This window comes from Sphingobacterium sp. SG20118, from assembly GCF_044740685.1.
Classification (GTDB): domain Bacteria; phylum Bacteroidota; class Bacteroidia; order Sphingobacteriales; family Sphingobacteriaceae; genus Sphingobacterium.
Window position 1 is genome coordinate 1,014,794 of record NZ_CP172826.1, and the last position, 13,873, is coordinate 1,028,666.

Consider the following 13,873-nt stretch of genomic DNA (forward strand, 5'->3'; position numbering starts at 1 on the left):
TTATCCCTTCAGACTGCTTTATAGAAGCTTTACTTTATTTTAAAATTTTTCCATCAGATTGTTTTGATAGTTCACATTCGATTGGTTTTAATTATCTATCGATTTGTTTATCTCCTTTGCTTTTTAGCGTAAATATCTGCGGAATATTAATCTGAAGAACAGGGAACATATTCTTACTTTAGGAGTCTTAATGTGCTGATATAAAAACATTTTTTCCGCTAACGTTAGAAATACTGAAATAATAGTCTCTATGAAAATTTACTGATCTGTTTTTATTTTTTTGGTATCTTAGCATATAACCTTACTAAATTAAAACCAAATGCTACATAAGACTATTGTAATTCTCTTTTTAATCTTCGCACAATTTTCTGCTTCAGCGCAGGAGTATACCTTGATAAAGGATATATCCTACCGAGAAAAAAATGAAAATGATGCGTATAAAAAAGAGCGATGTAAACTCGATCTTTATCTTCCGCAGGGTAAACCCAATTTTGCTACCATTGTGTGGTTTCATGGTGGAGGACTAGAAGGAGGGGAGAAATTCATTCCATTGGAGCTTAAAGAAAAAGGAGTAGCGGTTATCGCAGTTAATTATAGACTAAGTCCGAAAGTACAGGGTCCGGCTTATATTGACGATGCTGCGGCAGCTGTTGCTTGGGCTTTTAATCATATTGCATCTCATGGGGGTGACCCTTCAAAAATCTATGTTTCAGGTCATTCTGCTGGTGGGTATTTGGCATTGATGGTTGGTTTGGATAAAGCATACCTTAAACAGTATAATATAGATGCTAATCGCATTAAGGGACTGGCTCCGATCAGTGGGCAAACCAATACGCATTATACCATTAAGAAAGAACGAGGACAATCGATGGAAATTCCAATTATCGATCAGTATGCCCCATTGACCTTTGCTAGAAACGATGCACCACCGGTTTCTATTGATTACTGGAGATCCAAAGTTGGAATTGCCTGCGAGATATGAAGAGAATGCCCATCTGGCTGCTGTATTAGAAAATTTAAAACACCCTAATATACAATTGTATCAATTGCAAGGTTTTGATCATGGAGGCGTTTATGCACCTGGCTGTCTGTTAATGCTTAATTGGATTGAAAAGCAATCAAAATAACTAGCTGCAGAAAGAGCTGCGCTGCTGAAATCAAAATTCTTCGGAATCTTCTTGTAATAAATCAAACGATGTTTATATCAGATTGATGTTGCGTTGAACCCGATATCAGTTGGTAAACTTTGTTTTTTTAATATCGAATTCAGAAATATACAGTTTCTAATACTGCTTTGTTGTGTTTTACTGTCCATATGCCGTTTAATTGTTAACTTTATTATATCTATAAATTAAACATAAGCATGACATCCAAAAGAGACATTCTTGACAGACTTAAAGCTGGGGAACAAGTAAGCCTAAGTGATCCTGATTACTATAAAATCTATGAGGTTGTTGATAACACAATCAGGTTATCTCAAAAACTTAATAGTTCAGCAGATACCAATGAATTACGCAATTGCTTGAGTGAAATAATCGGGACAAAAGTAGCCGATAGCACCATTATATTTCCTCCATTTTATACTAATTTTGGACGTTTTATCTCGATTGGGGAAAATGTTTTTATTAACCATGCCTGTTCTTTCTTAGATATGGGGGGGATAACGATTGAGGACGGAGCATTAATTGGTCCTAAAGTAAATCTCATTACAGAAAACCACCCTTTAAATCCAGCTGACAGAAGCGCTTTAGTTACAAAACCTATCCTCATCAAGCGTAAAGCCTGGATAGGGGCGGGGGCTACAATATTGCCAGGAGTAACAGTTGGGGAAAATTCGGTGGTTGCTGCGGGGGCAGTTGTTTCAAAGGATGTACCAGATAATGTAGTAGTCGGTGGTATACCTGCTAAATTTATAAAAAAGATTACCGAATGATTGCCTTATTCTTATGCAGGAAGACTTTCTCAAGCTGATGAATGCTGGTTGTTATACTTGCGGATAAATAGTACGTTCATTTTTCTTATTTGCAGATGAACGTACAAGTTTTATGATTTAGTAATCCGACCCTGCAGTTCTAAATTCATTTGGACTGATTCCAACATTTTTTTTAAAAAATCGAGAAAAATGTTGTGGGTATTTGAAGCCTAATTCGTAAGCAATCTCATTGATAGTTTTACTTCGGTCATGTATCTTATTTATTGCTTCAGCTACGATTTTTTTTTGGATATATTCCTGGGCACATTTTCCAGCTTCTTTTTTTATCCGATCTCCAAAATAATTCGCTGATATATTCAGTTTTTCGGCAAAATAGGCAACGGAAGGTATTCCGACTTCGATGAGATCTTCAGATGAGAAATATTGGTTAAGCAAATCATTGAAATTTTTCACCATACCTTGATTCAGACTTTCCTGCGTAATGAATTGACGATCGTAAAAACGTTCACAGTAATTTAGGAACAGTTCAATATTCGAAGTCAGTAATTTTTTACTGTGCTTATCTATTGATTGACTCAATTCATATTCGATTTTAGAAAAGCAGTCGGCAACAATTTTTGTTTCCCGTTCTGATAATTGTATGATCTGATGACAGTCTTTATGGAAAAAGTAGTAAGCGCTCAGTTTTTCTGCAAGAGACGTTCCTGTTATTAAGTCGTGGTGGAATACAAGTGCATGTCCTTTGCCTTTAATTTCAGCAGTATTATGCTCTATTCCGATAACTTGTCCAGGAGCAATAAACGCTAATTGCCCTTCATGATTGTCAAGAACAGATAGTGCGATACAATATAGATTTAAATGCACAGTACTGTCTCGACGTACTATCGCCTTAGACCAGTCTACGATATTGACGAGTGGATGACGAGTTTCAAATTGATTGAAAGTATTGAATGCAGAAACGGTGTTTAGATGAGTGAGTGTTTTCATGTTACTGACATTTACTATTTGATTAATTTTTGCCATTTGAGATAGATATCTAATCTCCATAGCTATTCGATCCTAGTGTGGAAGTTGACAAGACCTATAATAAGCTATCCCGATAGATATCAACAAACATCAGGAAATTAGTTAAGGTCAATATATGGAAGGGGAGGAAAACGAAAAATTGGTTACTGAAAACGATTTTATCCACTAACTATCCACTCTTTGAAATCCGATGCTTTGTTTTTACTGATATAAATACGTTCGGGAGTATCTATGTCAAGTGTGATAAGGAGACGATTATCAAACCAGATCGTGATGCTCTGAACTGAACTTCTGGCAATAATAAATTGTTTATTGGCACGGTAAAATTTTGTCGGATTTAAAGTCGTAAAGATATAATCGAGTGTTCTCGAATAGCGATAATTGTTGCCATCTTTTATATAAATGCTGGTGTTCTTATCCGTCGTATAAAAAAAAGCAACAGTTTGTAAATCAATAGGAAGTAGCTTGTCCTGGACGGAAATAAGGAGTTTGTCTTTGTACTGCGAAGTAGGAGCCAATTGTGTGATCTTTGTGATATAAGAAACCAGATCATTTTGGGAAAACCGTTTAAATTTTTGAAGCGCTCGCTCGAGATCACTTGATTTTATGGGCTTGAGTAAGTAGCCGATGCTGCTGACTTTAAATGCATCGATGGCATATTCATCATAAGCTGTTGTAAATATGATGGGTACTTCGATTTGGATATGATCAAATATCAAAAATGCAGATCCGTCGGATAGGTGAATGTCCATTAAAATGAGATCGGGTGCTGGATGTGTATTTAACCAATTGATGGTTTGGCTTACACTCTCTGTATTTCCTAAAACTTGTATCGAAGGGTCGATTTCTTTTAATATTTCAACTAGGCTTTCGTAAGCTGCAGTTTCATCTTCTACAATCAATACCTGCATAAATAATTACTTTAAGGGTAAATAAACGGTGAATGTCTTTCCATCATCTTCTACCCGGATTGACTTTTCTAACAATAATAAAAATCGGCTCTCCAGATTTTTGAGTCCTGTACCATTGGTATTGGCTGTTGTTAATTTAGGATAAATCGGATTGGAGATAACCAGTTCATTATTCTCGTTCAAGTAGATGTCAATAACCATTTTATGGTCGCTGTCTATTGTGTTGTGAACAACAATATTATCCAGCAGGGGAAGGATGGAGAGGACGGGGAGTGTGTAATCCAATACGTTTTGGTCAATATGGATATGGTATGCCAGCTTATTGGCAAAACGGATTTCCATCATATACTTGAAGGCATCTACAAATGCTAGTTTCTTCCCTTAAGGTAACAAGCCCTTTTTTATCACTCTGTAGGATGTATCGGAATACATCGGATAACTTGTTGACATAGGTCAATGTGACTTCATCATTCTTTTTTCGTATCAAAGAGGTTAAACCATTGAGCGAATTGAAAAAGAAATGGGGGTTGATCTGATTGGTAAGTGCGTCATAGCGGCTTTCCAGATTTTTGACTGTAAGTTCTTCAATCTGCTGTTCTTTTTTCCTCCTTTCGATATACAGTTGTATAATATGTCCCATCAATGAACTTAATAGGGAAACAACAAAGAATTGGAAAAGGACAAAACTTCCGAAATGCCTCACCTTGGTAAAGAGTAACACTGAAATACCACCATAAACAACGTACGCAATAGCAGAAATCAAGAGGCTATATCCAAATCTTTTTTTGAAAGAGGAGGTTTTAAGATTTGCTAAATTGGTTTTGATCAATAAAAAAATCAATGACACAAAGAATGCATAACGAAACAGAAAAAAAATGATATGAGCCATTTTTCTTGATTCGTCAAGATTTTTTAATTCAAAGGGCAACCAGGTGATATCTGGATATATAACAAATATAGCAGCAGCGACACTTATTAGCAGTAATTGCCATGAGTTGTATTTTGTTAACAATGTTTATTCGATTTTGTACAACAATAAAATAGTACCTAAGATAAAGGTACGATCTTCTTTTTCTAAAAGGAATACCTAATCGAACTAAAGCGAAAAATATAGTATGAAAGCGAAATCTAATCGAAGTATACCGTGTACCCTAATCAATAGTGGTGCGGTTATTAGCTTGGCCCATGCATTTTTTTCTGAAACAAAAGAATGCATAATGATGTAAGTATAATATTAAGTGGCTTGTAGTCAGTAATAATGGTAAGGGAAACCGTAATCTGTATACAGGAGTAGTGAAAAGCATATTCGAACTTTGAATCATAAAATCTATTCAAGTGATAGATAACAGGTAATTATAAACATGTAGTGAAAGAAAATGAATCTTTCATGTATAAAAAAATAGAAACATGGAAAAAAGACAATTAGGACTTAGCGGACTTGAAGTTTCGGCTTTGGGACTGGGATGTATGGGGTTGAGCTTCGGCTATGGATCTGCTACGGATAAGCAACAAGCAATTCATTTGATACAGAAAGCGTATGATGAAGGGATCACTTTTTTCGACACAGCCGAGTGTTACGGTCCTTTTACGAACGAAGAATTGCTAGGCGAGGCTTTAATTCCTTTTCGGAATAAGGTCGTGATTGCGACCAAATTTGGGTTTCAGGATGGCGACTCTAAAAAAGAATTGGATAGTAGTCCTGCACGGATAAGAGCCGTGGTAGAAGCGTCCATGAAGAGGCTCAAAACAGATTATATTGATTTGTTTTATCAACATCGTGTGGACCCTAAAGTACCCATTGAAGTTGTTGCAGGAACGATTCGAGATCTTATAGATGAAGGGAAAATAAGACATTGGGGATTGTCGGAAGCAGGAGCAGAGACGATCCGTATTGCCCATGCGGTGCAACCTTTAGCTGCCTTACAGAGTGAATATTCGTTATTCTTTCGCGAAGCGGAAAGAGAAATTATTCCGACGCTGGAAGAGCTCGGGATTGGTTTTGTTCCGTTCAGTCCCTTAGGTAAAGGTTTTCTGACAGGAGCGATTAATGAAACCACACAATTTGATCCTACTGATTTCAGGAATATAGTACCTCGCTTTTCGCCAGAGAATAGAAAAGCGAATCAGGCCTTGGTCGACTTATTGAAAGCAATTGCTATCGATAAGGAAGCAACACCTGCACAGATTGCATTAGCTTGGTTATTGGCACAAAAACCATGGATCGTACCTATCCCTGGAACGACAAAAATACACCGTTTGCAGGAAAATATCGGTTCTGCTTTCATCAGACTGTCAACAACAGATCTTGAGCAGATTAAATTGGCAGCATCAAAAATTTCTATTCAGGGAGCAAGGTATCCTGAGGCTCTGCAAAATAGGGTAGGGAAATAGGAAGGTAGATTGGCGACGGATTAGGGGTTTAGATAAGTAATAATGGTAGTAACTTCAGTAAAGGGTATACTAACCTTTAGGTTGATTGTGGGGATATTTGTTTATTAAAATAAGTTAAAGATGAAAGCAATAACACAGTATGGTCTACTAATATGTATAAGTTTATTCCTGATGATGGCTTGTACTCATGCAAATGATACCGTAAATGATCGATCTAAACCGCATGCCCAAAAGGATAAATGGAAGCAAAGTAAGAAGATATTGATTGTTTATTTATCTCGTACTAATAACACTAAGGCCATTGCAAAGATGATTCATCAAGAAGTTGAAGGTGATCTTGTGGCTGTCGAATTGATAAAAGATTACCCCCTAGACTATCAAACTACGGTAGATCAGGTTGCCCGAGAAAACGAAAGTGGTTATTTGCCTCCTTTGAAAACTATAATTTCCGATATAACACAATATGATATTGTCTTTATTGGATTTCCGACCTGGGGAATGCAGTTGCCTCCACCTATAAAAAGTTTTTTGAACCAATATGATTTAAGCGGAAAAACTGTCGTCACATTTAATACCAATGCGGGTTATGGTATTGGGAATAGTTTTGAAATGGTAAAGCAATTATGCCCTAATAGCACCATTTTGGAAGGATTTTCTACAAAAGGGGGCAAAGAAAAAGAAGGGTTATTTATGGTGATGAAGGGGGATAAAGAATTGGAGGTTCAGGCCAATATTAAAAAATGGTTAATGAAAATAGGCATAAATTAGAGGACACAACGTATAGTTACATCATATAGAAAAAGTATTAAGAGGATATGATGCGCTCGATATGATATTCAAGCTCTATTTTGGATAAGCAGGAAATATTTCCTGCTTTTTTTATCATTGAAATTTTTGAAAATTTCATTCTATGCTGTTGTAATATCTACATCTAGACTACTATTTGATTTTTATAAAAAATAGTCGTTAATTTTATTGACATGCTTTAGCGATTCACATTATTTCTTTAACTTGAGCCTATACAAAAACTGGTGCCATCTTTAATCCTAAATTATGACCAAGCTCACGCTAATAATTAACTTTGTGCTATTGTCAACAATGATTTTAGCACAGGAAAAATTGAATGTAAAATTTAAAGATGCTATACCTGTTCTTAATTTGGGAACTTTCCATATGGGGGAAACTACGGATGCAAGCAAAGTTGAATTTGATGAGCATAACGAGGATAATGTTAAAGAAATTCATGAGATAGCAAAGAAATTGGCTGCTTTTAAACCTACAATTCTTATTGTCGAATCACTTTTGAAAAATCAGGATAATTTGGAGCAATCGTATCAGAAGTATCTTCATCAACCTGATATGAAATTTGAGAGACCTGATGAAATTGAATTGTTAGCATTTGAAATAGGTCGATTGGCAGGAACGCAACGCATCTATGGCATAGATTATAAAGAAGAATACAATTACGATCTGTTTAATTCTTTAAAAAACAAGGTGGACGCAATAACTTTCCCAGCTTATTATAAAATGATGCAAAATCATGAGTCAGAGTATATTAAAAAACTAGATAGAAAACCGACTATTCAGGATATGTTGATAGGAACTAACCAGCCTGAATATTTGAATTTCCTAATCAATGCCAATGCAGATCTGCTCACCTATGTCTCGACCAAAGGTAAGGCTGAGGGGGCGGATGAGGCCGCCAAGTTTTACCATCGAAATTTAGTTATTTTTTCCAATCTGAATCAAATTGAAGTAACTGAAAAGGACCGAATATTCATTTTAATGGGAGCTACGCACACGGCATTTCTGAAAGAATTGATGAAAAGAAGCCCTAAATATATTTTGTATGATGTTTTTGATTATTTAAAGGATTAGACATATCTGATGCTAATATCAATACAATTATATTGTGTATCTAAGCAAAATTATCTAAGTTTAAAGACTATTAAAATGGAATATAAAATACAGTATCCAGATAAGAAGGGAGCTCTGTAATTGAACCAATTGTCATCAAATTCATTTTATTTATAGCTTTTAATTTGATATTCGAGTTGTCTAGGGTAGGATAGCTATTTTTCGCTTAAAAGTTATATTGTGTGGGTATATAAGTCGGAATGATTTGAAGGGGAGCTGAACGAAGTTGGAGAGGGAGTCTATAAAAATATGAAGAGTATAGTAATATCGTTGTTATGTATTTGGATGCTGGGTATCGGTACAATATCTAGTTATGCTCAGGGTTTGTATTTTGTAAGTCATGAAGAGGTACAGAATAAACGAACTGGACTTGAATTATTTGGCGAAAATGTGCTTTCCATACAGGATCAATTTGATATGAAGTTTGCATTGAAGTACCGTCCAGGTCAGGAGACTTATTTTGGTTACGTATTTCGGATTATCCTTAACGATCAATATAATATAGACTTAATCAGCCGTGACTATAGTACGCAAAATAGAAAGTTAAGTCTAGTGGTTGGTGATCAAGAGTATACGATTGCATTGAAAAATAATGCACTTGATCCCTATCAATGGCTCAATGTGCATATTATGTTGGATTTGAAATCAGGAAATTTGCACTTTAGCATTGGTGAACAACAAGTTGATATTCCTCTGTCGTTTCCTAAACAGATTGCAGCTCGGATTTCCTTTGGTGCGAACAATATGACAAGGTACTCTACTACTGATGTACCACCAATCTATGTAAAAGATATTCAATTGTATCAAGGGGGAAAAGAGCGCTATAAATGGACACTCCTGGAAGAAGGAAATCTTTTAGATACACTGCGAAATGAAAAGGCGATTGCTATTAACCCAGTATGGGTACAGTCTTTACATCGTAAATGGTTAGCTTCGAATACACTTTATGCGAGCCCAGCTGCAAGTGTATGTTTTGATCAGGAAAGGGAAATCCTTTATATTGTGGGCAATGAATACATCACTAAATATGCTATAGCAACAGGTAAACAGGAACGTATAATATATGCTGATGGACCATTGGGTCTCTTGCCAGGCAATCAATCTCTTTATGTTGGTAAGGGGAACCAGGTCTTTAATTATTTCCCAGACCAACAGTTACTGACTTCCTTTGATGAGAAAACTCGAACTTGGAGCAAAAGATATACAACTGGACAAACGACTGCTTATTGGCATTCCAATAAATTTTTTAGTAAGTCTGATTCCGCAATTTATGTCTTAGGTGGTTATGGATATTTTACCTATAAAAATCAGCTTTCCAAAATTTCAATGAAAGATGGTCAATGGCAGGAAGTAATATTGAAGGAGTCTGCTTATACACCTCGATATTTGTCTAGCCTAGGTGTAACTGATAAAGGTGCTTATATTTTGGGTGGATATGGTAATAAGTCAGGTAAGCAGGAGTTGAATCCACATTATTATTATGATTTGCTCTATTTTGATCCTGTAAAAGCCACAATCCGTAAGGTTGCAAACCTTCCTATGACTGACGAAGAATATATTTTTGGTAATTCTATGGTCATCGTTGGTCAGCAATTCTATACCCTGATGCATACGAAAAATGTATTCGACACCAGTATCCGACTTTTAGGTGGTGGATTAGATGGTACAGATATTAAAGTGCTTGAGGATAGTATACCGTATAAATTTAGTGATATTAAGTCTTATTCGGATCTCTTTTTTGCCTCTCGTTCTCAAAAACTCTTGGCGGTTACTTTGTTTGATAATGGTGAACAAACGGAGGTGAAAATATATAGTCTTAATTTTCCTCCCCAGTTTTTAGATCGTGTTTCTATCAGTGGTAGTTCATTCATGAGTAAAGGTGTGATATTTCTCCTATTGCTTTTGAGTGGAGTAATAATTTCAATGGCATTCTTGTGGAGAATTAGAAAAAAGATACCAAGTAGATTGGATACTCCTGATAAGAAAGAATTGATTTCACCCTTAAAAATAGAACCAGAATTACATGTTGAGCCACAAGTAGTCAATCACATCTATTTATTTGGCCCGTTTCGCGTGTTTGATCACATGGGATTGGAGGTGACTCGTCAATTCACTCCTGTTCTTAGACAATTATTTCTCAGTATTTGCTTATATACTTTTTCATCTAAAAAGGGTATTAGCTCCGAGCGTTTATATGAATTGTTGTGGTCGGATAAATCTACTAAAAGTGCGCGTAATAATCTATTGGTCAATATGGGTAAGTTAAAAACGCTTCTTTCGGATGTTGTTGGACTCGAGATCTCTAAAGAAACGGGTTATTGGGCGATAAAACTGGGTGAGGATAACGCTTATATCGATTATGCATATTTTAAAGCAGTGTCGAAAAATACAAGATTAGACTTTCGTGAAAAAATGATGGTCATCGCAGATATCGTTCAAAAAGGAAGCTTTTTAGAGGATATGAATTACGAATGGATGGATGAATATAAAAGCGAGGTATCGACAATTGTGACGGAGGTCTACACCGGCTATCAGGAAGTGATGGATGCAGGAAATGAAAAAGAAGATGTGCAGCTCATGATTGCTAATAAGATTATGCAATTTAATCCGATGAATGAAGAAGCGATGTATGTAGGTTGTCTGTTGATGTCTAAATCAGGTATGCATCAGGAAGCTCGAATAACTTATGAAAGCTTTGCACAAGAATACCTTAAGCTTTATGGAGAAGCCTATCCTATATCCCTTAAAGAAATTTTAAAACGTTCCTAAAACGTTTATCAAGGCCACTAGTGTGGTATATTTTATTAAAATATTAACCTGACAATCAGCTTGTTGTATTATTAATTTGTGCGGTTGTTTCAAATTAATATAAAATTAAGTCAAAATTAAGCTCTTCCAGTTTCATTTGTATAACCAATTAAAAACAGGAGGACTTTATGATATGATGACCTATTTTATTGCGTCTTGATGATCACGTATTAATAGTGAAATATGCAGGATTAATAGCCCTTGATTTGGTCGTTTAACGAATCTAATCAGATGGGGTGCTTATCTATAACCAAAGTAAAACCTATAAATCATATGAATAATTTGGAAAGTAATCGAAAATTATGGACTACGGGGAGTGTATTATTCAGGTGGACGAAGCAGATGTCGGGATGTGCTTTGCTCATCGGAACGGTTATTATGCCGTTTGAAGGATCTTCCATACCATTAAATAAAAACAACAGATTTGTTGTTATGCAACAGCAAGTGCGTGGTAAGGTAACTGATGTCAGTGGTATACCGATTGGTGGTGCTAGCATCAAAGTTGTTGGAACAAATCGACAAGTGGCTGCTGATGCGAATGGAGTATTTAGTATCCAAGCAAACAATGGGGATATATTGCAGGTGACCTATGTCGGTTATGCGACAAAAAGTGCAGTCATCAATGGCGAAAATATCAATATTCAATTGGAATTGAATCAAACGGGATTGGAGGAAGTTGTAGTAGTCGGTTTTGGAACTCAAAAGAAAGGGAATGTAACAGCTGCGATCTCCACCATACAGGCTAAAGATATCAATACCACGACCAGTTCAAGTTTAACCCAAAGTCTACAAGGAAAAATACCAGGGTTGCAAATTAGGCAGCAGAGTTCAGAACCAGGAGCATTTAGGTCCAGTATCAATATTAGAGGTTTTGGTGAACCTCTTTATGTCATTGATGGTATCGTGCGTGATGGGGGAGTTGAATTTCAACAGTTAAATCCAAATGATATCGAAAGTATATCGATCCTAAAGGATGCTTCAGCAGCTATTTACGGATTGAATGCTGCTAATGGCGTAATCCTGGTGACGACAAAAAAAGGTGTTAATGGAAAACCTGCTTTTAATTATATTGGAACAGTAGGACTGCAGCAACCGACTAATGTGCCTAAGATGGCGAATGCTGCCCAATATTTGGAAATGTACGATAATGCGCTATTCTTTAGGGATGGTGTTCATAATATAACTGAGGAAGAATTGAATAAATGGCGTGAAGGTGGACCAGGTTATGAGAGTACCAATTGGTATAAGGAGACTTTTAAGAATACAGCACCGCAGCATCAACATGATTTTTCGGTAAGGGGTGGTACCGACGCTATTAATTATTTTACAAGTGTTGGCTATTTTAACGAAGGTGGACTCTTCAAAAGTGGTGATATGGGCTATGATCGTTATACATTTAGAAGCAATCTTTCAGCTAAACTTAGTGACCGACTTAAGGCGGATGTCATGGTATCTGGTCGTCGATCTAAACGTGAATTTCCTGGAGGAGATGGTTTTATCTGGATGTATAAGGGAACCATCATCAGTCATCCAACTGAAAGCCCTTTTATCAATGGAGATCCAAATTATCCGGCAAATATCTATAATCAACAAAATGCCGTCATCATGTCTCAGAAGGACTATGCTGGCTACACGGAAGATCGGAATAAAAGTTTCCAATCGTCCATCGCACTTACTTATGACGTGCCTGGAATTGACGGTTTAAAGGCTATTGGTACTGTTTCTTACGATAGTTATAATGTTTACAATAAGAACGTATGGAAGAACTATAGAATCTATAATGAGGACCTCACTTCCATGGTCTTTAATAATCCAAGGATTGCTAATAATATTGATGATGCCGAACGTCTTGTGTTTCAGGGGCAACTTAATTATGACCGTACTTTTGCGGCGCACCATAACCTAAGCGCAACTGGTGTATTTGAAATGAAGCAGTATACCAAAAAACATAGTTATCTGTGGCGTGAGTATGATTTTTATACCACTGATGTCATGGATTATGCTTCGGGAAGACAGACCAATAATGGTGATGAAATTGAGGAACGGAACATGTCATACATTGGTCGTGTTAATTATGATTTCAAAGGGAAGTACTTATTGGGCGCTTCTTTTCGATACGATGGTTTCTTATCGTTATGCCCCAGGAGAAAGATGGGGTTTCTTTCCCAATATTTCGGCCGGATGGCGATTGTCTGAAGAAGCATTTATGAAAGATAATCTCCCTTTTGTAAATAATCTAAAGATTAGAGCTTCACATGGGATGATTGGTGAGAACCAAGGAAATGCATTTCAACATATTTTAGGTTTTTCTCCACGACCAAAGGAGGGGGCTGAATTTGTGAATGGTTCCTATGTAGGTGGCCTGGGAGCTCCAGGAGTAATCAATCCGAATTTTACCTGGATCAAATCCAAGATTACCGATGTTGGTATAGAAGGAGCATTGTTTGGTGGGAAAATAGCTTTTGAGGCCGATTACTATCAACGTGAAAAAACTGGGAAATTAATTCAGAGAAGCGGAGGACTACCAAATACATTTGGGGGCGATATGCCTATCGAAAATTTTGAAAGTGAGCTTACACGCGGATTTGATTTCGTCATCTCACATCAAAATCAGGTCAATGATTTTAAGTATGGTATTAGTATTAATATGAATCTAGCACGTACTAAACACTTGATTGTAGATAAGCCTGAAGCAAATAGCAGTTATGATCGTTGGCGAAATGGATATGCTGACCGTTGGAATGATTTGGAGTGGGGATTTAATAACACGGGTCAATTTCAAAATATGGAACAAATTTATCAGTCTATTGTCTATGGTGGTGATCGTGGCAATACACAAATCCTGCCAGGTGATTTCACGTATGAGGATGTTAATGGAGACGGCGTT

General features: G+C 36.5%; 11 protein-coding genes. 7 read left to right on the forward strand and 4 right to left on the reverse strand.

Annotated elements, in window-relative coordinates:
* Nucleotides 1-319 precede the first annotated feature (319 nt).
* Together ACFX5U_RS04695 and ACFX5U_RS04700 are read left to right on the forward strand one after the other, a co-directional pair.
* Complete coding sequence (locus tag ACFX5U_RS04695; RefSeq protein ID WP_400262629.1) at nt 320-982, forward strand: alpha/beta hydrolase; 663 nt, start codon at nt 320-322, stop codon at nt 980-982.
* Between the two features lie 381 nt (nt 983-1,363).
* Nucleotides 1,364-1,933, forward strand: coding sequence for a sugar O-acetyltransferase (locus tag ACFX5U_RS04700; RefSeq protein WP_280569881.1), 570 nt, complete (start codon nt 1,364-1,366; stop codon nt 1,931-1,933).
* Nucleotides 1,934-2,050: 117 nt separating this feature from the next.
* On the opposite strand, the gene ACFX5U_RS04705 is transcribed toward ACFX5U_RS04700, so the two are convergent.
* The 4 genes from ACFX5U_RS04705 to ACFX5U_RS04720 form a co-directional block, all read right to left on the reverse strand.
* Nucleotides 2,051-2,920: a helix-turn-helix domain-containing protein gene (locus tag ACFX5U_RS04705; RefSeq protein WP_280569878.1), complete on the reverse strand. Its 870-nt coding sequence runs from the start codon at nt 2,918-2,920 to the stop codon at nt 2,051-2,053.
* Nucleotides 2,921-3,117: 197 nt separating this feature from the next.
* Entirely contained in the window at nt 3,118-3,870 is a 753-nt protein-coding gene (locus ACFX5U_RS04710; RefSeq protein WP_400262630.1) for a LytR/AlgR family response regulator transcription factor, read from the reverse strand.
* 6 nt (nt 3,871-3,876) lie between these two features.
* On the reverse strand, nt 3,877-4,215 hold the full coding sequence (locus tag ACFX5U_RS04715; RefSeq protein ID WP_400262631.1) for a sensor histidine kinase: 339 nt from the start codon (nt 4,213-4,215) through the stop codon (nt 3,877-3,879).
* Entirely contained in the window at nt 4,190-4,882 is a 693-nt protein-coding gene (locus ACFX5U_RS04720) for a histidine kinase (RefSeq protein ID WP_400262632.1), read from the reverse strand. Before ACFX5U_RS04720 ends, ACFX5U_RS04715 begins: the two co-directional genes overlap by 26 nt.
* 395 nt (nt 4,883-5,277) lie before the next feature.
* Here ACFX5U_RS04720 and ACFX5U_RS04725 point away from each other — a divergent pair, with 395 nt between their 5' ends.
* The 5 genes from ACFX5U_RS04725 (at nt 5,278) to ACFX5U_RS04745 (ending at nt 13,182) form a co-directional block, all read left to right on the forward strand.
* A complete protein-coding gene (locus tag ACFX5U_RS04725; protein WP_400262633.1) occupies nt 5,278-6,261 on the forward strand; it encodes an aldo/keto reductase in 984 nt (327 codons plus the stop codon).
* A 120-nt stretch (nt 6,262-6,381) separates the two neighbouring features.
* Nucleotides 6,382-7,029: a flavodoxin family protein gene (locus ACFX5U_RS04730; protein ID WP_400262634.1), complete on the forward strand. Its 648-nt coding sequence runs from the start codon at nt 6,382-6,384 to the stop codon at nt 7,027-7,029.
* A gap of 285 nt (nt 7,030-7,314) precedes the next feature.
* On the forward strand, nt 7,315-8,139 hold the full coding sequence (locus tag ACFX5U_RS04735) for a DUF5694 domain-containing protein (RefSeq protein ID WP_400262635.1): 825 nt from the start codon (nt 7,315-7,317) through the stop codon (nt 8,137-8,139).
* 288 nt (nt 8,140-8,427) lie between these two features.
* A complete protein-coding gene (locus tag ACFX5U_RS04740) occupies nt 8,428-10,947 on the forward strand; it encodes a hypothetical protein (RefSeq protein WP_400262636.1) in 2,520 nt (839 codons plus the stop codon).
* A gap of 312 nt (nt 10,948-11,259) precedes the next feature.
* Nucleotides 11,260-13,182, forward strand: coding sequence for a SusC/RagA family TonB-linked outer membrane protein (locus ACFX5U_RS04745; protein ID WP_400262637.1), 1,923 nt, complete (start codon nt 11,260-11,262; stop codon nt 13,180-13,182).
* Nucleotides 13,183-13,873: the final 691 nt, after the last annotated feature.